This window comes from uncultured Enterococcus sp. (assembly GCF_913775425.1).
Classification (GTDB): domain Bacteria; phylum Bacillota; class Bacilli; order Lactobacillales; family Enterococcaceae; genus Enterococcus_G.
This window is the reverse complement of record NZ_CAJYIS010000039.1, coordinates 44,498-67,694: the sequence shown is the minus strand read 5'-3', so window position 1 is coordinate 67,694 and position 23,197 is coordinate 44,498. Positions and strand designations below refer to the sequence as shown.

The 23,197-nt window shown below is 39.3% G+C and carries 21 protein-coding genes and 1 pseudogene; 19 read left to right on the top strand and 3 right to left on the bottom strand.

Annotated features, from left to right (window positions below; all coding sequences use genetic code 11):
• The 8 genes and pseudogenes from QZ413_RS04475 to QZ413_RS04440 form a co-directional block, all read left to right on the top strand.
• A partial coding sequence (locus QZ413_RS04475) for a cold shock domain-containing protein (protein WP_297076890.1) occupies nucleotides 1–121 on the top strand: 121 nt, incomplete at its 5' end.
• A 103-nt stretch (nucleotides 122–224) separates the two neighbouring features.
• Entirely contained in the window at nucleotides 225–1,457 is a 1,233-nt protein-coding gene (locus tag QZ413_RS04470) for an FAD/NAD(P)-binding oxidoreductase (RefSeq protein WP_297076889.1), read from the top strand.
• Between the two features lie 19 nt (nucleotides 1,458–1,476).
• The gene (locus tag QZ413_RS04465; RefSeq protein ID WP_297076887.1) at nucleotides 1,477–2,949 is read left to right on the top strand and encodes a helix-turn-helix domain-containing protein; all 1,473 of its coding nucleotides are present in this window, start codon (nucleotides 1,477–1,479) and stop codon (nucleotides 2,947–2,949) included.
• Nucleotides 2,950–3,112: 163 nt separating this feature from the next.
• A complete protein-coding gene (gene glpK, locus QZ413_RS04460) occupies nucleotides 3,113–4,612 on the top strand; it encodes a glycerol kinase GlpK (RefSeq protein ID WP_297076885.1) in 1,500 nt (499 codons plus the stop codon).
• A gap of 13 nt (nucleotides 4,613–4,625) precedes the next feature.
• Nucleotides 4,626–6,461, top strand: a complete 1,836-nt coding sequence (gene glpO / locus QZ413_RS04455; protein WP_297076884.1) for a type 1 glycerol-3-phosphate oxidase — start codon at nucleotides 4,626–4,628, stop codon at nucleotides 6,459–6,461.
• Entirely contained in the window at nucleotides 6,462–7,178 is a 717-nt protein-coding gene (locus tag QZ413_RS04450; RefSeq protein ID WP_297076882.1) for an MIP/aquaporin family protein, read from the top strand.
• Between the two features lie 124 nt (nucleotides 7,179–7,302).
• Entirely contained in the window at nucleotides 7,303–9,162 is a 1,860-nt protein-coding gene (locus QZ413_RS04445) for a beta-glucoside-specific PTS transporter subunit IIABC (protein WP_297076880.1), read from the top strand.
• A 6-nt stretch (nucleotides 9,163–9,168) separates the two neighbouring features.
• Nucleotides 9,169–10,578 (top strand): annotated as a pseudogene (locus tag QZ413_RS04440) (glycoside hydrolase family 1 protein).
• A 41-nt stretch (nucleotides 10,579–10,619) separates the two neighbouring features.
• On the opposite strand, the gene QZ413_RS04435 reads toward QZ413_RS04440, so the two are convergent.
• Nucleotides 10,620–11,993: an amino acid permease gene (locus QZ413_RS04435; RefSeq protein WP_297076878.1), complete on the bottom strand. Its 1,374-nt coding sequence runs from the start codon at nucleotides 11,991–11,993 to the stop codon at nucleotides 10,620–10,622.
• A 176-nt stretch (nucleotides 11,994–12,169) separates the two neighbouring features.
• On the bottom strand, nucleotides 12,170–12,439 hold the full coding sequence (locus tag QZ413_RS04430; protein WP_297076877.1) for a metal-sensitive transcriptional regulator: 270 nt from the start codon (nucleotides 12,437–12,439) through the stop codon (nucleotides 12,170–12,172).
• Between the two features lie 176 nt (nucleotides 12,440–12,615).
• Between QZ413_RS04430 and QZ413_RS04425 the strand changes: the two genes are divergently transcribed.
• From QZ413_RS04425 to QZ413_RS04395, 7 genes are all read left to right on the top strand, one after another.
• Nucleotides 12,616–12,927: a rhodanese-like domain-containing protein gene (locus QZ413_RS04425; RefSeq protein WP_297076875.1), complete on the top strand. Its 312-nt coding sequence runs from the start codon at nucleotides 12,616–12,618 to the stop codon at nucleotides 12,925–12,927.
• A 1-nt stretch (nucleotide 12,928) separates the two neighbouring features.
• Nucleotides 12,929–14,578: an FAD-dependent oxidoreductase gene (locus QZ413_RS04420; RefSeq protein WP_297076873.1), complete on the top strand. Its 1,650-nt coding sequence runs from the start codon at nucleotides 12,929–12,931 to the stop codon at nucleotides 14,576–14,578.
• Nucleotides 14,571–14,867 carry a rhodanese-like domain-containing protein gene (locus QZ413_RS04415; RefSeq protein ID WP_297076871.1) on the top strand — a complete coding sequence of 99 codons (297 nt, stop codon included), beginning with the start codon at nucleotides 14,571–14,573 and terminating at the stop codon, nucleotides 14,865–14,867. The genes QZ413_RS04420 and QZ413_RS04415 overlap by 8 nt, the downstream gene beginning before the upstream one ends.
• 100 nt (nucleotides 14,868–14,967) lie before the next feature.
• Nucleotides 14,968–15,603 (top strand): SGNH/GDSL hydrolase family protein, encoded by a 636-nt coding sequence (locus QZ413_RS04410; RefSeq protein ID WP_297076870.1) that lies wholly within the window; start codon nucleotides 14,968–14,970, stop codon nucleotides 15,601–15,603.
• Complete coding sequence (locus tag QZ413_RS04405) at nucleotides 15,604–16,605, top strand: YeiH family protein (protein ID WP_297076867.1); 1,002 nt, start codon at nucleotides 15,604–15,606, stop codon at nucleotides 16,603–16,605.
• Nucleotides 16,606–16,680: 75 nt separating this feature from the next.
• Nucleotides 16,681–17,070 (top strand): tautomerase family protein, encoded by a 390-nt coding sequence (locus tag QZ413_RS04400; protein ID WP_297076865.1) that lies wholly within the window; start codon nucleotides 16,681–16,683, stop codon nucleotides 17,068–17,070.
• A 241-nt stretch (nucleotides 17,071–17,311) separates the two neighbouring features.
• Nucleotides 17,312–18,139 carry a VanW family protein gene (locus QZ413_RS04395; RefSeq protein ID WP_297076863.1) on the top strand — a complete coding sequence of 276 codons (828 nt, stop codon included), beginning with the start codon at nucleotides 17,312–17,314 and terminating at the stop codon, nucleotides 18,137–18,139.
• Nucleotides 18,140–18,205: 66 nt separating this feature from the next.
• On the opposite strand, the gene QZ413_RS04390 is transcribed toward QZ413_RS04395, so the two are convergent.
• A complete protein-coding gene (locus QZ413_RS04390) occupies nucleotides 18,206–19,501 on the bottom strand; it encodes a trypsin-like peptidase domain-containing protein (protein ID WP_297076862.1) in 1,296 nt (431 codons plus the stop codon).
• A gap of 545 nt (nucleotides 19,502–20,046) precedes the next feature.
• Here QZ413_RS04390 and gnd point away from each other — a divergent pair.
• From gnd to QZ413_RS04370, 4 genes are read left to right on the top strand one after another with little or no spacing between them, the layout of a single operon-like run.
• Nucleotides 20,047–20,952 carry a phosphogluconate dehydrogenase (NAD(+)-dependent, decarboxylating) gene (gnd, locus tag QZ413_RS04385; RefSeq protein WP_297076860.1) on the top strand — a complete coding sequence of 302 codons (906 nt, stop codon included), beginning with the start codon at nucleotides 20,047–20,049 and terminating at the stop codon, nucleotides 20,950–20,952.
• A gap of 14 nt (nucleotides 20,953–20,966) precedes the next feature.
• Nucleotides 20,967–21,797, top strand: a complete 831-nt coding sequence (locus QZ413_RS04380; RefSeq protein WP_297076859.1) for a PTS sugar transporter subunit IIC — start codon at nucleotides 20,967–20,969, stop codon at nucleotides 21,795–21,797.
• A gap of 18 nt (nucleotides 21,798–21,815) precedes the next feature.
• A complete protein-coding gene (locus QZ413_RS04375; protein WP_297076857.1) occupies nucleotides 21,816–22,670 on the top strand; it encodes a PTS system mannose/fructose/sorbose family transporter subunit IID in 855 nt (284 codons plus the stop codon).
• A 16-nt stretch (nucleotides 22,671–22,686) separates the two neighbouring features.
• Nucleotides 22,687–23,193 carry a PTS sugar transporter subunit IIB gene (locus QZ413_RS04370; RefSeq protein ID WP_297076855.1) on the top strand — a complete coding sequence of 169 codons (507 nt, stop codon included), beginning with the start codon at nucleotides 22,687–22,689 and terminating at the stop codon, nucleotides 23,191–23,193.
• Nucleotides 23,194–23,197: the final 4 nt, after the last annotated feature.

Sequence of the window (23,197 nt, the reverse complement as noted above, 5' to 3'; positions counted from 1 at the left end):
TGCACACTTCTCAGCAATCCAAGGCGAAGGTTTCAAAACTTTAGAAGAAGGTCAAGCAGTGACTTTTGATATCGAAGAAGGCCAACGTGGACCTCAAGCTACAAACATCGTAAAAGCTTAATTTAATTAAACCTTTCGAAGAAGATCTCTAGAGATCTTCTTTTTTTGTCGTCTTTTTTCGCGATATCAGTTGTGGTATGATGAATAAAAAAGGAGTTAAGACTATGCAGATCGTGATTATTGGGGGTTCGATTTCTGGTATTTATGCGGCTATCGAATGCCGAACACGCTTTAAACAAGCTACGATCACACTGATCGAGCAAAAAGAAACTCTAAGCCATTTACCTAAAAATCTATTTCAAGGGTTAGCAAATGATCGTGTAGTCGATCACTCACCGATCGTTAAAGAACAAATATTGACCGAAGAGTATCATATCGATCTTTTATTAGGTCTAAAATGTGAACGGTTACGCGATCATGAAATCCTGCTTACTAGTGGAAAATCTCTGCCATTTGATAAACTGATTTTAGCAACAGGTTCCACTCAGCGCTCACGTTTAGCTGGAACGACGGAAGATTTATCAACGTATTGGTCGTATAAATCGTGGCAAGAACAAGATGAAGTAATTGAAAAAATCAAGGCTGCACAAACGATTGCGATCGTAGGAGCTGGGGCACTAGGGATTGCATTTGCTTCTTCTTTGGCGCATACAAAAAAAGTATTGCATATCTATGAGCGCAATGAGCGTCCACTTGCTCGTTATTTTGATGCAGACATGACACCGATTTTGACTCGTTTTTTACAAAGCGAACAAATAAACATGCATTTTTCAGACGCAGTTGAACGTATTTTACCCCATCCTAAAAAAGGCTATCTTTTGCATACCAGTCTAGGCGAACAAGTAGTTGATTTAGTTTTAGTCGCGGTCAATACACGCGCACTAGAACAAGAGGTGACTCGTTATTTAGCAAAAAATAGTGATGGAACACTTTGGGTCGATGATTATTTGCAGACGAGCCAAACCGATGTTTTTGCAATAGGAGATGCGATCCATGTTCGCTTTCGGGCGACCGGAGAAGAATGTTATATTTCTTCTTTAGAGAATGCAAGCCGTACAGCATATATTGTCGCACGCAATCTTGCTCACCTTACACAAAAAGATCCAGGAAGTATTCGTCCGTTTGAAGGTGAATTCTTTGATACGACTTATTTGGCTTTAGGATTATTGGAACAAGAAGCGATTTTTGTCTCGTACCCTGTAGCGATCCAATCATTTAAGTTAGATACGACGACATTGATCAAAGTGATCTATCAAAAGCGGACACGTCAATTATTAGGGATTCAGTTGATTGCTCAGAATCTAAAGGACCAAGTTAAACAAATGATGTATGACGCAGTCGATCAGGCGCTGATCGTGGATCAATGGCTAGAAGAATTAGAAAAAGTATACCAGTGATGTGTTAAAGGAGTAGTTTATGCAAATCGATGCATTATTAGAAAAAAAAGAAGCGATCCAAGTTCAAATGTTGCGTGCAATCGTATTAGCAGGTGGACAGATTTCTTTTACTGCATTACGTGAAGTCACGAAATTATCCAAAACAGCTTTTGAACAATACGTAAAAGAACTAGCCGAATTTGGACAGCAAACAAAAGAGTATCACTTGCGTTATCTAGATACGACGATCGCACTTGATTTTTCAGAAACAGTCAATTTAGAGATGGTCATTATAAATTTAGTTGAAAAAAGTAGTTATTTTCAAATTCTGCAGTTCGCATTAAATCATCCAACGTTTACGACGACCCAGTTGATGGCCAATTTGGGGATGAGTGAGTCGACAACTTTTCGAAAATTAAAAGAACTCAATCAAATTTTAAAAGAGTTTCAGATCCAGATCAAAAATGGAGAATTACAAGGAGAAGAACTGCAAATTCGCTACGTATACTATCAATTATTTAGTTTGATGATGCCGTACTGCACTCTACCTTTAGTGACGTTACCAGACTATGCAACTTTCATAAAAGGCCTATCCCAAAGTTTGACATGTCGATTTACAAAAATCCAGCAAGAAAAAATTTCGTTGTGGTGGTATATCACGCAAAAAAGGTGGTTAGCCAAAAAAATCGAGCATCAGCGACTTAAAACAATATTTGCTAGCTTTTATAAAGATGAATGGTATCTGAAAATCGATCACTTCATTAGTTTATATTTAAGTCGGATGGCTGTGGAGAACGATAGGTACGAAGGGATCATGTTTTATATTTTTTTGATTTCATTTGAAGTGTTAAGTGAAGAAGATTTTTATCAGTATGATCTATCTAGAAGTAAACGTCTACCGACCGCGCGTTTGGATCTTTACTTGCGTGAAACGATTTTGATTGATTATCGTCCAAAGCGGTTTTCGATCGCTCTAGAAAAACGGCTAGGCTATCAATTGGCACAAGTCAACCATGAAGTCTACTTTTTTATGGGAAAAATCGAATTGTATACGCGCGAGAATTTATTGACGATCCAACGACGTTTATTGGGTCATCGTAAAAGTCAGCTCTTACAAAAAATGATGACGATCGTATTTGAACAATTAGAAGCAACACAGCATCCGAACAATAGCTTACAAGACTTTTTGCTAGTCAATTACGCGAGTATTTTAGCGATGATCGAATTTTCTAGTGTACGACCGATCCGAGTAGGTCTTGATTTTGAACAACTACCTGCCTATCGTTTTTTATTTTTCCAACTTGTTCAAATTGAATTAAAACCGTTGTTGGGAGTAGAGGTCGAACGTTATTCGACGAAACGAGAATTCGACATCGTGATTTCACCGCGACCACGACCGAGTTATTTAGTACAAGAACCCAAACATTGGTATGCTGTATCAGAATTTGATTCGACTTACGATGTCAAAAAAATTAGTCAACTCATCGAAACGATCCGCTTAGAGCGCAGTTAAACCCCTTGATTTCAACGAATCAGGGGCTTTTTTTATGACGTCAGTTATTAAAACTGTCAAAAAATAATGAAATTCGTTTTATTTTGATGGTGTATCACGTAGAATTTACAGTAAGATGATCATATAGAAAAGAAAACGATTACATTTTCAGGAGGAAAAAAACATGACAGAAGCAACTTACATCATGGCGATTGACCAAGGAACAACAAGTTCACGAGCGATTATTTACGATAAAAAAGGACAACAAATCGGTAGTTCACAAAAAGAATTCACTCAATATTTCCCACATGAAGGTTGGGTCGAGCATAATGCAAATGAAATTTGGAATTCGGTACAGTCTGTGATTGCGGGGGCATTTATCGAGTCAGGCATCAAGCCTTCACAAATCGCTGGAATCGGGATCACGAATCAACGTGAAACAACTGTTGTTTGGGATAAAGCAACAGGAAAACCGATCTATAATGCAATCGTTTGGCAATCTAGACAATCGGCTGGAATCGCCAATCAATTAAAAGAAGATGGACATAGTGAATTTTTCCATAAAAAAACAGGACTGATTATCGATGCGTATTTTTCAGCAACAAAAGTACGTTGGATCTTAGACCATGTTGAAGGAGCGCAAGAACGTGCCGAAAAAGGCGAATTGTTATTTGGAACGATCGATTCGTGGTTGACCTGGAAACTAACGGATGGTTCCGTCCACGTGACCGATTATTCGAATGCTAGTCGTACGATGCTCTTTAATTTACATGATTTAGAGTGGGATCAAGAGATTCTTGATCTATTAAATATTCCCAAAGTGATGTTGCCAACACCGGTTTCTAATTCTGAAATTTACGGTTACACACAAGGATTCCATTTTTATGGTAGCGAGGTGCCGATTTCAGGTATGGCTGGTGACCAACAAGCAGCTTTATTTGGTCAAATGGCATTTGAGCCAGGGATGGTCAAGAATACTTATGGAACAGGATCATTTATTGTGATGAATACCGGTGAAACGCCGCAGTTATCAGAAAATAATTTACTAACAACGATTGGGTATGGAATCAATGGTGAAGTGTATTACGCTCTAGAAGGAAGTATCTTTGTAGCCGGTTCCTCGATCCAATGGTTACGCGATGGCTTAAAAATGGTTGAAAAATCAAGTGATTCAGAAGAGGCTGCTCGTCACACGACCAATGAAGATGAAGTTTATGTCGTACCGGCCTTTGTTGGTTTAGGTGCACCCTATTGGGATCAAGAAGCACGTGGAGCGATGTTTGGTTTGACTCGTGGTACGACCAAAAACGATATCATTAAAGCCACACTTCAGTCGATTGCTTATCAAGTAAAAGATATTATCGATACGATGCAAACAGATACTGATATCAAAATTCCAGTCTTAAAAGTCGATGGTGGTGCTGCTAATAATGGCTACTTGATGCAATTTCAATCAGACATTTTAGACACGCCGATTCAACGTGCACACAATTTAGAAACGACTGCCTTAGGGGCTGCCTTTTTAGCTGGTTTAGCTGTAGGTTATTGGAAAGATACGGATGAAATCCGTGAATTTTATGAAGCTGGAAAACTATTTGAACCAGAGATGGAAGCTGAAAAACGTCAAAAACTATATAGCGGTTGGAAACAAGCGGTTGCAGCAACACGGACATTTAAACCATAAGGAGATGATAGGCATGAGTTTTTCAATTAAACAACGTCAAGAAATGCTTGAAGAAATGCAACAAACACCGTTAGATGTCTTGATCATCGGTGGTGGAATCACAGGAGCGGGTCTGGCTTTACAGACCGCAGCTTCTGGAATCAAAACAGGATTATTGGAAATGCAAGATTTTGCTGAAGGAACGTCTTCTCGCTCGACTAAGCTCGTTCATGGTGGGATTCGTTATTTAAAAACATTTGATGTCGAAGTAGTTTCGGATACAGTGAGTGAACGTGCAGTACTGCAACAGATCGCACCGCACATTCCCAAAGCTGATCCAATGCTATTGCCAATTTATGATGATGAAGGGACGACTACGTTTGACATGTTTTCTGTCAAAGTCGCCATGGACCTTTATGATCAATTAGCCAACGTCACAGGTAGTGAATATGCCAACTATACTTTGACAAAAGAAGAAGTGCTAGAACGGGAACCTTACTTGAAATCTGAAGGCCTACAAGGAGCAGGAGTCTATTTAGATTACCGCAACAATGATGCACGGTTAGTTATCGATAATATCAAGCAAGCTGTTGCTGATGGCGCTTTAGCTGTTAGCAAAGTTAAAGTAACAGGTTTTCTTTATAATGAGGATCAAATCATTGGCGTCAAAGCACGCGATGAGTTAACTGGGCAAACAATTGAAATCAAAGCGACTTATGTTGTCAACACAACGGGTCCTTGGGTCGATAAAATCCGTCAATTGAATTTCAAACGTGCAGTTGTACCGCAAATGCGTCCAACTAAAGGTGTTCACTTAGTCATTGATAGTAAGCGTTTACCCGTTCCACAACCAACTTATTTTGATACAGGAAAACAAGATGGACGGATGGTTTTTGCGATTCCACGTGAGAATAAAACCTATTTTGGAACGACAGATACGGATTATACTGGCGATTATGCTCATCCAGAAATCACACAAAAAGATGTCGACTATTTATTAGAAGTCATCAATTACCGTTATCCAAAAGCCAATATTACACTAGCAGATGTAGAATCTAGCTGGGTCGGATTGCGCCCGTTGTTATCTGATAATTCAGGTTCTGATTACAATGGCGGAGACAATGGCTCGATTTCTGATCGTAGTTTCCAAAAAGTTTTGGATGCGGTTTCGGAATTTAAATCAGATCAAATGACTAGAAGTGATGTCGAACGTGTCTTGAAAAATCTCGAAATGAATCGAGCAGAAAAAGCTCCTTCGACCGTATCACGAGGCAGTAAATTAGAACGTGAAGCAGATGGTTTGATCACCTTAGCAGGTGGAAAGATCACGGACTATCGTAAAATGGCTTTGGGTGCATTAAATTTGTTGTGTGAATTATTTGAAACAAATCAACATCGTACAATCGAAATCGTTGATTCAGCAAATTATCCGGTATCCGGTGGGGATTTTGATGCAACACAAGTCAAATCCGAGATTGATCGTTTAGCGCAAATTGGGATCGAAAAAGGATTACCAAAAGAACAAGCACATTATATCGCTGATTTTTACGGTACGAATGCAAAAACAGTATTTTCTTATATTACACAACAACCACTCTTTAAAACAGCCGACCTTTCACTTGCTGAAGCAATCAGTCTATATTATGGTTTAGAACATGAAATGGTCTTAACGCCTGCTGATTATCTTGTGCGTCGTACCAATCACTTATGGTTCCAACGCGAAACATTGGACGAAGTCAAACATCCGATCATAGAAGCGATGGCAGAATATTTTGAATGGGATACTGAAACGAAAAATCGCTATACCATGGAATTACAACAAACGATCGATGAATCTGATTTGATTCATTTGAAGAAAGAAGGAAATTAAATGAGCGGCGAAATGACACAGATCGTAGGCGAATTTATTGGAACGATGATCTTGATTTTACTAGGTGATGGGGTATGTGCTGCGGTGAATCTAAATAAAAGTAAAGCACAAAACTCTGGTTGGATCGTGATTGCCATGGGGTGGGCGATGGCCGTAACGATTGCTGTCTTTATGGTTGGGTTTATGGGACCAGCTCAATTAAATCCGGCAGTAACAGTCGCAATGGCATTAACAGGATTACTGCCTTGGCATTTAGTCTTGCCATTTGTACTTGCTCAAGTAGCTGGAGCGATCGTCGGAGCTGTTTTAGTTTGGTTACTCTACTTGCCACATTGGAAAGAAACGAAGGATCAAGGCGCGATTTTAGGAACATTTGCAACTGGACCTGCGATTCGTCATTATCCGTCGAACGTCATTGCTGAAACGATCGGAACATTTGTGTTGATCTTAGGCTTATTGACCTTTACGCAAACTGAATTCTTAGGTGGTGCAAATGTGTTTGCAGTTGGTGCTTTGATTTTAGCAGCTGGTCTTTCATTAGGTGGACCAACAGGGTATGCGATCAATCCAGCTCGTGATCTAGGACCAAGAATTGCACATGCTATCTTGCCAATCGAAAATAAAGGTAGTTCTGATTGGGCATATTCATGGGTACCGATCGTAGGCCCGATCTTAGGGGCAGTCGTAGCGGTACTATTATTCCAAGTAATGATTTGATTTTATTTTGAACTTTTTAAGAAGTGGCTTAGGCCACTTCTTTTTTTGTAGGCAAATTTCTATCTATCTGAAACGTTTATTTAGTATGATAAAACAGTTACGAAGATAGAAAAGAGGGGAAGATATGGAGTATTCTTATAAAGAACAAGCAAAAAGTATTTTGACTTATGTTGGGGGAAGTCAAAATGTTAAAGAAGTTACGCATTGCTTTACACGATTGCGTTTTTATCTACATGATGAAACCCATGCAGATAAGGAAAAATTAGAAGCTTTACCGTACGTCTTATCCGTAGTCAAAAGTAATGGTCAATACCAAGTCGTACTAAAAAAAGACGTCGATAAAGTATATCAAGAACTTTCACCATTGTTAGAGGCGTCTAAAAAAACAACGACAAGTCAAACGAAAGAAAAAGTTGGTGCGAAGATTTTGAATACCGTCGCCGCGATCTTTACTCCGGTGATTCCAGCGATTGCGGCTTCAGGGATGTTAAAAGGGATTTTAGCAGTTGTGGTCATGATCATGAAATCTTTTTACAATACTGATATTACGACCAATACAACTTATGTCATTTTACTTGCAGCCTCTGATGCGTTGTTTTATTTCTTACCGATCTTCTTAGGGTATGCTGCGGCAAAAGTTTTTAAAACCAATGAATTTATTGCGATGATCATTGGGGCAACTCTTTGTTATCCAGCAATTGTAACGTTGATGACTGGTGAAGATGCGGTTACGTTATTTGGATTGAATCTGACCAAAGCCAGCTATACTTCATCTGTTATTCCGATCTTGATTGCGGTATTTTGTTTAGCCTATGTGCAACGCTTTTTTGATCGAGTGATTCCACAGGTGCTAAAAATTATTTTAGTGCCGACCTTTTCACTTTTAGTGATGGTACCAGCTACCTTGATCGTTTTTGGACCAATTGGGATCTATATTGGGGAAGCGATCAACTGGGCCTATTACCAATTGATGGGAATCAGTCCGATCCTATTAGGAGGCTTTATTGGTGGAATCTGGTGTGTCTTGGTTATTTTTGGGGCGCATCGTGCGATTATTCCGATTGGGATCAATGATGTGGCACAAACCGGTCGTCAAAATCTTTTGGCGTTCGCAGGAGCCGCTAATTTCTCCCAAGCAGGTGCAGCATTTGGTGTCTTCTTACGTTCGAAAAATAAAGGATTAAAAACGGTCGCTGCTTCCGCTACCGTTACCGCGCTATTTGGTATTACGGAACCTGCGATTTATGGAACGAACCTACGCTTAAAAACGCCGATGATCTATGCCGTGATCAGTGGTGCTTTAGGAGGAGCGTTGATGGGATGGGGCGGTTCCTATGGGACAGCTTTTGCCAATCAAGGATTACTGACGATCCCAGTCTATGCAGGAGCCGGGACGAAAGCCTTTATCTGTTACTTATTAGGGATTGCGATCGCCTTTTTTGGCTCGTGTATTCTAACAGTTGTACTAGGATTTGAAGATATTCCAGAAGAAGATGCGGCTGATCGTATCTTAGCTAGTGACGAAGCGGTTGATCTATTAGCGCCAACTAGTGGAACCTTAGTGGCATTGTCTAGTTTGCCAGATGAAGTTTTTGCAAGTGGTGCGATGGGTAAAGGCTTTGGTATCAAAGCAAATCACGAACAAGCAACGATCTATGCGCCAGAAAATGCTGAAGTTGTAACGTTGGCACCGACCCATCATGCCATCGGGTTGAAACTCGAAAGTGGTGTGGAATTATTGATCCATGTGGGAATCGATACGTTAGAACTAGATGGTCGTGGATTTGAGTCGCTTATCAAACAAGGAGAGCTTGTCAAGCGTGGTCAAGCCTTACTAAATGTCGACATGAACGTCATCAATGAAGCAGGGTATGACGATACGATCATCGTTATTGTGACCAATACGAATGAGTTCTCACTAATTGAATTACCAGAACAAGCGCAAGTAAACCAAACCGATATTGCATTAACGGTTAGAAAGTAGGATTTTATGCATACAGTATTTCCAAAAGATTTTTTATGGGGAGCATCTTCCTCAGCTTTTCAAATCGAAGGAGCCTTTGCCACAGATGGCAAAGGAAAAACAGTCGCCGATCACAATGCTCAACAACGTGCACATTTACAAGCTGACACGACGACTGCTAGTGATTTTTACCATCATGTTGAAGAAGATATCGCCTTGATGCAAGAACTTGGGATGAAGACGTATCGTTTTTCTTTTTCTTGGGCTCGAATCATTCCAGATGGCGATGGTGAGATCAATCAAGCTGGCCTTGATTTTTACCATCATGTCGTCGATACATTGCTCGCACACAATATCAAGCCGATGGTGACGTTATACCATTTTGATCTTCCTTATGCTTTAGTAGAAAAATACAACGGTTGGGAAGACCGTCGTTGTATCGATGCCTTTGAGCGTTATGCAAATATTTGTTTCACTGAATTTGGTTCAAAAGTACATTACTGGTAGATCAATAATGAACAAAATTTGATGATCCGTGTTCCTGAACGGATGAACATGTATGACGTACCACAAGAACGAATCGAAAGCGTGCGTGCGCAAATGGATTACAATATGTTTGTCGCACACGCTCGAGTAACCAATCTTTGTCACAAGTTGTTACCAGATAGTAAGATCGGACCAGCTGTTTCCTCGACGATGACCTATCCAGCCTCAAATCGTCCGGAAGATGTTTGGGCAGCGCGAATGAACGATAATTTTAAAACCAATTACGCGTTAGAAATGTACACATATGGCCGTTACCCTGGGTATTATGAGTACTATTTGGAAAAAGCCGGAATCGCTCCAAAACGTGAAGCAGAAGATGAGGCAGTACTTAAAGCTGCGAAACCTGACTATTTAGCAGTCAATTATTATCGTACGCTAGTGGTACGTCATTTACCTGAAGATGAGGTGCATCCGTTTGGAACCAAGGTCAATGAGATCGATTTTGATCTTTACGGTTATTTTGCACATGAGAAGAATCCTAATCTAGTCGCGTCGACCTATGGCGCACAGATTGATCCAATGGGGTTACGTCTAGTGCTAAATGAATACTATGAAAAATATCGGTTGCCAATGATCATTACTGAAAATGGTTTAGGAACGGCCGATGAGTTGACTGCAGACGATAAGATTCATGATGACTACCGCATTGATTATTTACGTCAACATATCGAAGCGTGTCGTTTAGCGATCGAAGATGGTGTGGAATTATTTGGATATTGCCCTTGGTCAGTGATGGATCTTTTAAGCTCTCATCAAGGTTTTAAAAAGCGTTATGGCTTTATCTATATTGATCGCACAGACGAAGATGAAAAAGCATTACGCCGAATCAAAAAAGATAGTTATTACTGGTATCAAAATGTGATCCAGTCAAATGGTGAAGCGTTAGTATAAAAAAAGGGGTGTGACAGAATTTCTGTCACACCCCTTTTTTATTATTTTAATTTTGGTTTGATTTTCCATTCAAAGATCACTAACAAAGCGATAAACCAAATCGGAACAAAGAATAAAGCTTGTCTAGTCTCACCTTGTAAGAAGAGTACAAAGACGATAAACGCTAAGAATGCCACGATCAAATAACTCGTATAAGGAAAAAGTGGCATAGGGAATTTCCGTTTTGCTTTTGGTTTACTTTTAGCTGCTTGTTTTTCTGAGCGGCGGTATTTAAAATGCGCAAATACGATCATAAACCAGATAAATAAGAAACAGATCGTCGAGATACTGGTAATCAATGTAAAGACTTGTGACGGCATAAAGAAATTCAAAATAACGGCAATCAAGATCACAGCACTAGAAAAGAAGATCGCAGCTGCTGGAACATAATGACGCGTTAATTTTGAATAGCGACTTGGTGCATTGCCTTCACGTGAAAGCGAGTGTAGCATTCGTCCTGTCGAATAGATCGCCGAGTTACAAGCAGAAGCTGCTGAACTTAATACCACTAAGTTAACGATCGTTGCAGCAGCTGCCACTCCGATATCGGCAAATACTTCTACGAAAGGACTTTGATCGGCGTTTAGTGAATTCCAAGGGTAGATCGACATGATCACCGCTAATGCACCGATATAGAACAAAAGGACACGGATTGGTAAACTATTGATCGCTTTTGGAATCACAGTTTCAGGATCTTTTGTTTCGCCAGCAACTAGACCGACCAATTCAATTCCCACAAAGGCAAAGGTCGCCATTTGGAAAGATTTTAAGAAACCATCGGCACCAGTTGGAAAGAAACCACCATAACTCCAAATATTACTTAGACTGACTGTTCCTTTAGATGTTTTAAAGCCGATGACCATTAAGACAACACCTGTGACGATCAAGGCGATAATGGCAATGACTTTGATCAAAGAGAACCAAAACTCTAATTCACCAAATAGCGCTACTGCAACTAAGTTTAATCCAATCAATAGAGCTAAAATAATAATTTCAGGAATCCATGCTGGCACTGAAGGAAACCAGTAACGCACGTACGTACCAGTTGCTGTTAGATCCGCCATCGCGATGGATACCCAACAAAACCAATACGTCCAACCAGTAACAAAAGCCGCTTTTACACCAAGATACTTGGCAATAAAATCAATAAACGAATGCTTTGAGGTATCGGATAATAATAATTCTCCGAGTGCTCGCATAATCAAAAAACACATTATGCCGACTGCGGCATAAGCAATTAAAATCGATGGTCCAGCTAATTGGATCGAGCGTCCTGATCCAAGAAAGAGTCCGGTACCAATCGCGCCACCAAGTGCAATCAACTGCACGTGACGATTTTTTAATCCCCGATCGAGAGATTTTTTTTCTTCTGTCATCCTATCATCCTATCTTAAAAAAAGTACAATAATTATATTTTAATCTATTTCTCAGAAATTACAAGTGATATCTTTTTCAGGCTATGAAAAGACAACATTTAAGAGAATTAAAATAACGCTTGTATCAACTGTCGTGATAGGGAATTCTTTCTATTTTTGTTTTCACGAAAATAACATTATTTTTTCATAATCATTTGGATTGCTTGCTGGATTTTGGCATTTTGCTCGGTAGGATCATCTGCCGGATTCTCTAAACAAGCTTTTAGATTTTCGGCTACGATCAATCCCATCGTACGATCGATACTAGAACGGACTGCACTTAATTGCGTAATAACATCGATACATTCTTTTTCATCTTCGATCATTTTCTGGATTCCGCGCAGTTGACCTTCTGTTCGTTTTAAACGGTTTAAAATTTTTCGTTGTTCTTCGGGAGTGACTTGCATGAAGCATTCCACCTTTCTCTTCTTTCTTTTATGATTATACCCACCTATGTATAGAAGTCAAAAAAAACAATCACTCACTAAATCACTTGTTAAGATCACATTGATTGACAGAAATAAGAAAATCATTTATAAATACCCTATAAGGTATTTTAGAAAGCGTAAAAAGGAGGATTCACATGTTTTCATTATTTAAACAAGGAAAAAGTATCTCAACAAAAGAATTGGCACAACAAAATCTCAATCAGTTGGTATTACTGGATGTTCGTAATCCAAGTGAATTTAAAACAGGTCATATTCGCCAAGCTAAAAATGTTCCACTAGCCAATATTTCGCAGTATCAAGGGAAAGAATCTGAACTCTATGTCATTTGTCAGTCGGGCATGCGTAGTAAACAAGCTGCAAAAATACTCAAAAAGAAAGGCTATGATGTCATAAATATCCGCGGGGGTATGCGACAATGGTCGGGAAGAGTTGTAGGAGGAAAATAAAATGAAAATCATTATTATTGGCGGAGTAGCTGGTGGAATGTCAGCTGCAACCCGTTTGCGTCGTTTAAACGAATCTGCTGAGATCATTATTTTTGAGAAGGGGCCGTATGTTTCATTTGCAAATTGTGGCTTACCTTACTACGTATCTGGAGAAATCGATCGTCGTGAGAAATTACTTGTGCAAACACCAGAAAGTTTGAAAACGCGATTTGATCTTGATGTGCGACCAGAACATGAAGTCGTGGCGATCTCATCAAAAGAGCACACGGTAACTGTACGCAATGCACAAGGTGAATTTAAAGAAACGTATGATAAATTGATTCTCTCTCCTGGAGCGAAACCATTTATCCCACCGATTTCAGGAATTGAACAAACAAAAAATACGTATAGTTTGCGTAATGTACCTGATCTAGATCGTTTGATGGCAGGGATAACGACTGAAACGAAAGAAGCTGTGGTGATTGGCGCTGGTTTTATTGGATTAGAAATGGCCGAAAATTTAAGCAAACGCGGACTCAACGTAACGATCGTCGAGCAAGCACCACATGTCTTACCGCCACTTGATGAAGAAATGGCCGCTTATATCAAAAACGAATTGATTGCAAATGGTGTGACGGTATTGACCGCTGATTCAGCAACAGCATTTTCTAATGAAGGAAAACAGATTCATTTAAGTTCAGGCAAAGTCCTTAATTCTGATTTGACACTACTTTCTGTCGGGGTCACTCCTGCGAGTGAATTAGCCAAACAAGCTAATCTTGCGTTAGGGGTGAGAGATGGAATCATAGTCGATGAACACTATCAAACAAGTGCTAAAGACATTTTTGCTGTAGGAGATGCGATTCTTGTGAACCATCAAATTACACATGAAGCATCTTTGATTTCTCTAGCCTCACCAGCCAATCGTCAAGGGCGACAAGTTGCAGATGTCATCTCAGGGTTAGATCGAATCAATCAAGGAAGTATCGGGACGGCGATCGTACGAGTATTCAATCAAACCGCCGCTTCAACGGGGATTAGTGAACGTGCTGCTAAACAAGCTGGTTTTGATGTTTCTGTCGTCCATGTCAGTGGCAAAGACCATGCTGGTTACTATCCTGGAGCGACGGATATACGATTAAAGTTAGTGTTTGATCGATATACCGGAATGATCTACGGAGCGCAAGGAATTGGGCAAAAGGGAGTCGATAAACGAATCGATATCTTAGCGACAGCTATTAAAGGTGGTTTAACGATCTTTGACTTGCCGGAGTTAGAACTGACCTATGCACCACCATTTGGGTCAGCTAAGGATCCTGTGAATATGCTAGGTTACGCAGCAATCAATTTAGCAGAAGGAATCAGTCAATCGATTCAGTGGTATGAACTTGACGATTATTTAAAAGCGGGAGCTATTTTACTTGATGTTCGTAATCCTAGTGAAGTAGCAAAAGGACGTTTTAAACAAGCAGAATATATCCCGTTGGATCAATTGCGTGAAAAAATCCAAACACTAGACAAAACCAAAACATACATTGTAAGCTGTCATAGTGGACTTAGAAGTTATATTGCAGAGCGGATGCTGAAACAAGCAAACTTCGATGTGAAAAATTTAGATGGCGCCTACGCCTTATATCAAACAGTGAAACCGGAGGAAATCGATTATGTATAGATCTATCTCAATGCCAGAATTTGACCAAGAATTAAAGAAAGACATCCAAGTGATCGATGTGCGTGAACGAGACGAGTTTGCAAACGGTCATGTACCAAAAGCGATCAATAAACCGCTAAGTGAATTGGCGACACAGATTACAGATATGGATGATGAAGCAGAATATTATATTATCTGCCAATCCGGTGGACGTTCTGCACAAGCTTGTGCATACTTAGCCGATCAGGGATTTGATGTGATCAACGTTATGGGTGGTACTTCAGCTTATACCGGTCATTTAGAACAATAATTTTGATTAGAAGATCTTTTAAAGATCTTCTTTTTTTATACGCAAAAAAGCATAAGAGTGCTAGAATGGTAGCAGATTGATTACTAAAGGAGGAATAGATATGAAATTAGCGAAACAAGATCGTATTTTATTTTTTGGGGATAGCATTACAGACGTAGGGCGTGATCGCACCGATTTTTTTGACCTTGGCAAGGGATTTCCTCTATTGGTCAATGCTGCTTTGCAAGCCGCAAAACCTGAGTATGAATTGGAAAGTCTAAATCGCGGAATCAGTGGCGATCAGATCCAAGATTTAATCGAACGATTCGACGTTGATTGTGCACAACTAGCTCCAGATGCGATCGTATTGTTGATTGGGATCAATGATGTTTGGCATCACGTCGAGGATGCAGATTTTCTGGATCCCAAGCAAACCAAACGATTTGAAGCGGAATACCGAACATTGTTGACAAAATTGCAACAAGTAACAAAAACGATTTTGATTTTAGAACCGTTTGTACTACATGAACCAAGCGATCGAGCGAATTGGCGAGCATCTTTAGATCCTAAGATCCAAATCGTCCGCCAACTAGCTAAAGAATTTTCATGCGAATTCATCGCTTTAGATGGCTACTTTACACAACTAGCATTAACAAGCAAAGCAAAATATTATACAGGAGAAGATGGTGTCCATCCAACACCAGCTGGTCATCACGTGATTGCTACCAAAATTTTAGAAACGGTGGAGTGGGTCTAGATGGATAAAGTGCACCGATTTCGAGAGTTGGCACCCGGACTAGGATTATCAGTTGTCGTCGCAATGGTCGCAAAAGCCTTAGCTTTGGTTTTTCCAACATTAGGTGGTGCTACGATTGCGATCTTATTAGGGATCGTATTAGGAAATACTATCTTTAAGCAACCTATCCTGGCTAAAGGAACAAAATTTTCTGAAAGTCGTTTGTTAGAGTATTCCGTTGTATTATTGGGATTTACCGTGACATTTCAAACGATTGCCCAATTAGGTGTCAGAGGGTTTATTTTCATTTTCGTGATGATGACGATTGTGATCATCGGTACGTTGTATTTAGGTGGAGCATTTAAATTCAATAAAAAAATGAGTATGATGATGGCTGGTGGGAACGCAGTGTGTGGTTCTTCAGCGATCGGAGCGATTGCCCCAGCAATTCAAGCAGATGATCAAGAAAAGGGTCAAATTATTACATTAGTAAACCTCTTAGGGACCGTGATGATGCTGACGTTACCATTTTTAGGTACGAGTCTATTTCAAGGAGATCAATTAGCGCAAGGCGCTTTGATCGGAGGAACGCTTCAATCAGTCGGTCAAGTTGTTGCAGGGGCTAGCTTGATCGATCCACAAGTCGTTCAATATGCGATGCTATTTAAAATCTTGAGAATTATTTTGTTAGTCGTTGTAGTAGCGGTATTTGAAAAAATGAATCAAGGACCGGCAACTGTTTCCACGAAACCCAATCGTAAAAAATTTCCGATCCCTTGGTATGTTACTGGTTTTTTGATCGTATGTATTCTCAATAGTTTTGTGAGTTTACCAACTAGTTTTGAAACGATTGCCCATTTTTTAAGTACATGGTTTGAAACGACAGCACTAGCTGCTATTGGGTTACGTTTAGATCTGCGACGTTTTATTAAAGAAGGACCACGCTTTTTATTTTATGGGTTGTCAGTCGGTAGCGTACAGACTGTTGCAGCATTAGGATTTTTATGGTTATTTCCAGTATAATTAGCGAGGTTTTTTTCTGTTCTTTTTTTTGAAATATGCTACACTAAAAGCACTAAAATACAAGGAGCGGATAGTATGCCATTAATTCGTGTCGATGTAACTGAAGCATTTACCAAAGAAACGACGAGACAGATCTTAGATGTGATCCATCGTCAAGTCGTTGAAGTCTTTAAGGTCCCTAAAGGTGATCGCTATCAAATTTTGTCACGTCATAGTCAAGATGAGCTGATTTTAGAAGACACGGGTCTGGGATTTGAACGCACAGCAAATCGAATCTCGATCCAAGTGTTTAGCCGTCCGCGAGCTAAGGAAGATAAAGTGAAATTTTATCAAGCGGTCGTGACTGCACTTGAAAAAGAGTTAGGAATCCAAGGTAAAGATGTATTGATCTCATTGTTTGAAAATAGCGATGCGGACTGGTCATTTGGTTTTGGTGAAGCACAGTTCTTGACTGGAAAATTATAAGTGAGAGAAGGGGGATGACAGAAGTCTTCCCCCTTTAAAAATCGTATGAACGGTGTTTTGGAAGTAGTTCGTTCAAAAATAGGCCAAATCATGTTCGAAATAGGCGAACCTGTTATCAGAAGGATTCGGCTTATTTTTAGAACTGCTCACCTTTTGTCACAACCTCATTTTTTAACTTATAAAAAAACGATGATTATGATAGACTGTTATTAGGGAAAATAAGAATGGAAAGAGTGGGAGTATGCCAAGAAAACTTTTTTGTGAGATATCGCCATTGACCTATAAAATTTCGGTCAGAAAAAATATTTTAGTCAAAAAATTACAAGATCGTAAATCGAATCACGTATTTGCACGTCGATTTAGTGCAGAGCGTTTACCAAACTTAGTCTATAAACACAATTCATTGATTCGTCGGAAATTAGGAACGATTCGAACTGATTTACAAGACAATAAAGCCATCAATCTTGCATTATCGACGCCAAAAGTTAATGGAATCTTGATCCAGCCAAACGAAACGTTCTCGTTTTGGCAATTAGTGGGAGAATGTAGCGCAAAATTAGGATATAAAGAAGGATTGACAGTTGGTCGAGAAGAAGAAACAAGTTCTGGTATCGGCGGGGGCATGTGTCAGTTTACAAATTTGATTCATTGGATGGTCTTGCATACGCCTTTAGAGATCGTTGAACACCATCATCATGATGGTGTGGATATGTTTCCTGATTTTGGACGTAAAGTACCTTTTGGAACTGGGACATCGATCGTCTATAATTATTTTGATTATCGTTTTAAAAATGTGACGGATCAAACATTTCAATTGATCACCTACGTAGATGAAACTTATCTATATGGCGAAATTCGCAGTGAAACACCACTCGATGCAAAATATCATATAAAAGTAGAAGATGAATTCTTTAGTCAAGAAGATGGTGTCGTGTATCGCAACAGTGAGATCTATCAACGAGTTGTCGACAAAAAAACTGGGAATGTGATCAAAAAAAATCTGATCAAAAAAAATCATGCAAAAGTACTGTATGATACCAGCGATTTAGAAGTAAGGGTGTTGTCTTAACAAAAAATCGCGTTCTATTGAAAAAATTTTAAGGGATGTGACAGACTTTTGTCACATCCCTTTTTTTTAAAGTCCATACCATGCGATCCCTTCATTCCGCCAACCCAGAGCGACAAGCCCGTTTCGTTCGCTTGCGCTACTTGTATAAAAGTGACGGCCATCGTGTTTGTTGTATACACGATAAACCGGACTACCACTTGCAGAAACTTGATAAGCGATCCCTTCATCCCGCCAACCAAGTCGAATTAAACCCGTTTTTTCAGCAACTGATGTTGTATAAAAGTGCATCCCTGAATTTGGATTGTATACACGATAAACAGCTGTCCCTTGAGATGGGGAAAACCAAGCAATTCCTTCTGCCCGCCAACCCAGAGTTGTCAAATGAGCGTATTCTGCTGCATTTTTTGTATAAAAATGTTCACCAGAATTAGGATTATATAATCGGAAATTCGCTACGAAACTATGTGTTTCTGAATCGATCCAAGAAAGGATCGTTGCATTGAGGCGAGTACCAAAATTGTCTTGTTGGCCACCATAAGTATGTGTTGCAACTAATTGTTTTTGAGTATTGTAGACCGGACTACCACTTTGCCCACTTGTCGTATCTAGTGTATAGTGCACTATGGTATCTTCGATTGCATCGATGATACCAGTTGTTTGCCACATCGTTTCTGCTTTTTCTCCTGGAAATCCATTTGTCTGAATCGTTTCATTAGGCATCACAGTTGTTGTTGAACCAAACCAACCTGTTTTGTAGCCGATGGGTGTGTCTAATCGGATCAATCCAATATCGTGGGTGGAATCTTGATTCTTTGTCCATGCCTCAACTGAAAACAATTTAGCTGCATTTGCTGATCCAAACGGAGCCAAATGCCCATTTAGTCCTGGATAGACGGTGACAGTTTGTGCCCAACCACCATTTTTTTGGCTATAGATCATATGTCCGGCGGTCAAGACACCATCGCTAGAAACCATTGAACCGCTACCAGTATAAAACGTACCATTAGGAAACTTTGTTAAGATAAAAACAGTAGCACTGTAAGGAAATTTCGTCGTATCTTTTACAGCGATACGATCATCACTTGCTAGGATACTTTCAGCGATTGAATTTGTCATATTGCTTTGAGGATAGAGAGTATCTCCTGATTGTGCAGCAGGTAGTGTAATCATTTGTGCTTCATCTGTTACACCGGTCCCGATTTGGGAAGGCATAGTTGAAGGAGCGCCTTCAGGTAAATAGTAGGTTTCATTTTGATTTGTCGTGATCATCATTTGTTCTTCACCGTATACAAAAGAAGTAGTAACGAAAAATCCAATTAATCCTAAGCAGCTGATCCATTTTAGAGCAGAAAACGTAGTCATTTTAGACGCCTCCTTTCAGACAAGACAAATAACGTAAAATTGTTCAGAAATACTCAAATAAAATAGGAAACATCAAGAAATTTTTGCCAAACCATAAACTAAAATTGTTTTTTAGATATAGATATATTATTTTTTTCACCTAATATATAGCACTTTTTTTATGGAAATTCAATTAAAATTCACAAACTTTAGTTATAAAAAGGATCATTTTTTTTATCTTTGTCTGCTCTTTTTTTTGGTGAAAAAATGAACAAAATAAATTTATCTAAAAAATGTAGAAAAAATAAAATTTTAAAAAATTAAAACGTTTTTTCTATTTTTTATTTATTTGATAAATGTAATGTATCCATTTAAAAGAAGAAACAGCTATTCTTATCTATAGAGTATTTTGTGAAATTTTGAAAAGAGAAACTAAAAAGATAGTTGTTTTTTAATAGCATTTGTTTTGTTATATGATTGATCTTTATCGAAAAAACTTTTTTTGTTAACGTTTACAAAAAAAGTTTTTTTTGTATAATAAGAATTATGAACGAGGAGGGGATCATGTGGAGATCGGAATTATCGGTTTGGGGAAAATGGGAGCAAATATCGCATCGAATTTAGTGGAACAAGGGTATCAAGTACGAGGGCTAGATACTTCGCCTACAACGTGTGAAGCAATACAAAGCCAAGGGATTCCAACTTTTTTAGAACTAGCACCTTTCTTAGCTGCATTTTCAGGTCGCCGAGTCATCTGGTTGATGTTACCAGCAGGAGAGATTACAGAAAACATGGTGATTGCATTAAGCGAATCTTTAAATGAAAGCGATATCGTAATCGAAGGTGGGAATTCGTTTTATCAAGATTCGATTCGTAGAGCAACGTTGTTTGCAGAAAAAAAATTGGGGTATCTAGATTGTGGGACTTCTGGTGGCATTAGCGGGGCTAGAAAAAATGCTTGCTTGATGATCGGTGGTGAGCATCACGTATTCCAAAGTATCGAACCACTTTTTTCTGATCTTGCTTGTCAAGATGGCTATCTTTACGCTGGTGCAAGCGGTAGTGGCCACTTTTTGAAAATGATCCACAATGGAATTGAATATGGCATGATGCAAGCGATCGGTGAAGGGTTACAATTGGTCGAAAAAAGTGCCTATGACTTTGATCTAACTAAGGTCACAAAAGTTTGGAACCATGGTTCGGTGATTCGGAGTTGGTTGATGGAATTGATGGAAACACAACTGATCGCGGATCCAAAACTAGCGACATTTAGTAGTACCGTAGCTGCTTCTGGTGAAGCGAAGTGGACAGTTGAAACAGCTTTAGAGATGAATCTAGCCGTTCCAGTGATTGCCTCAAGTCTATTTGCTCGTAATCTTTCACAAGAAAATGATCCATTCTCAGCAAAAGTCGTTTCTGCTTTACGCAATGGTTTTGGAGGTCATGAAAGTCACGTGTCACATATTAGTTAAGGGGGAAGAAACACATGGAAACATTGACGGTGGTACAAAGTTTACTAATTGCTTTATGGGTAGCTGGAATCATGTCGCGTTGGTTAGGTGGAGGAGCTTCATTGAACTTACGCTTCTCACCAATGATGACGGGATTATTTGTCGGAATCGTGATGGGAGATGTGGCACAAGCCATGATCGTCACAGCAGCCTTGCAGATGATTTATATGGGTGTGTTCTCACCAGGTGGTTCGATGCCAGCTGAGCCTTCTGTAGCAGCAGCGATTGCTGTACCTGTCGCATTATTAGGGAATTTACAACCAGAAGCTGCGATCGCAGTAGCCGTTCCTGTAGGTCTTTTAGGTAGCTATCTCTATCAAGTCCGCTTTTTTATCAACACGTTTTTAGGCAAATATACCGATAAAGCAGTAAATGATCTTAATGTCAAAGCAATCAAGCGTTCAATCATTTTATATCCAACACTGGCTTCTTTTGCTCTTTTTGTACCATTGATTTTTATCGCACTATTTTTTGGCGCCCCAGTGATTGCCGATGTGATCAATGCATTGAAAGGGACTGTTGTGATCCATATCTTAGAAGTAGTTGGTGGTGGTTTAGCAGCAATCGGGATTGCGACGACAGTTTATGTGATCGGGCGTAAAGATTTTCTAGTCTTTTTCTTTTTAGCTTATTTTGGCAGTGTCGTATTTGCTTCATTGAAAATTACTATGGTGACCTATGCTATTTTTGGAACATTGATCGCTTTGATCTTTATCCAAGCACGTAAACACAATCAATTGCCACCTGTCGCACATGCTACTAGTCAAGTAGATGGCGATGATGATGATTATGACGATGGATTTTAATAAAGGGGGATTTAGAAAATGAAAACGATCACAACAGATGTACACGCACCAGAAGAGATCACAAAAAAAGATGTGACGAAGGCCTACCTACGTTGGTATTTTGCTAAGGAGATTCCCCATTCATTCGAACGTTACCTTGCCCCATCACTTCTTTATGCGATGATGCCGATTTTAAAAAAAATCTATAAAGACGATGATGATTTACGAGCAGCATATAAACGCCAACTGCTTTTCTTCAATACCCAATTGAGTTGGGGGGGTGGGGTCATTACTGGATTGATGTCTTCTATGGAAGAGCAACGTGCCAAAGAAGAACATGAGCAAACGGAAATTTTGATGCAAGATGATTTGATGTACAATACTAAAGCTGGTTTGATGGGTGCTTTAGCAGGAATTGGGGATGCGATCGATTCAGGTACGGTCCAATATATCTTTATCGCTATCGCTGTCCCTTGGGCACAACAAGGAAGTCCTCTAGGAGCGTTGTTCCCATTTCTTTGTTTTTCAATCTATCAAATGGTCTTAGGTGCTTTCTTTGCTCGTCAGGCATTTAGTATGGGACAAAATGCTTCTGGTTTGATGCAAAGTACAGGTGTGCAAACCGCCATTGAGATGTTGTCTGTTTTAGGATTATTCATGATGGGCGTGTTAGCAGGAAATTATGTCAAAGTCACTTCAAGTTTGAAATTTGATATCTCTGGACGCGAATTTGTTGTTCAAGATATTTTAAATCAGATCATGCCGGGGATCTTGCCATTAGCTGTTGTGATGGGTGTTTATTGGTATTACACGAAAAAAGGCTTGAATGTCACCAAAGCACTCCTCTGGTTGACAGGGATCTTAATCGTATTAGCAGGAATCGGTATTTTATAAAAGGGAGACGATAAAAATGGGAAAAATTATATTAGCACGTGTAGATGAACGATTGATTCATGGTCAAGTAATGGTGACCTTATCACAAAAAAATGGTGTAAATTCAATCTTTGTCGTAGATGAAGTTGTAGCTAAAGATAAATTTATGCGTGAATTATACAAAAATGCAGGAAGCCGTACCGGACAAAAAACAATCGTCGTGACACCGGAAAAAGCGGAATTTTATTGGGATGAATTTGCATTTAAAGACTATAACTGCATCCTGATTGCTAAAACGGTCAAAACGATTTATGAGCTAGTGAAGCACGGTTTACCGATGGAAGAGTTAAATATCGGTGGAATCGCACAAAAAGATTCTGAAAAAGATGTATTAATAACGAAATCAGTTTATTTGAATCAGGAAGATGCTTTACGATTAAAAGAACTAAATGAAGATTATGGCGTAAAAGATATTTATTTTCAAGCGACGCCGTCTTCATCAAAATCAAGCTTACAAGATGTATTAAAACAATTTGGATTATAGAAAA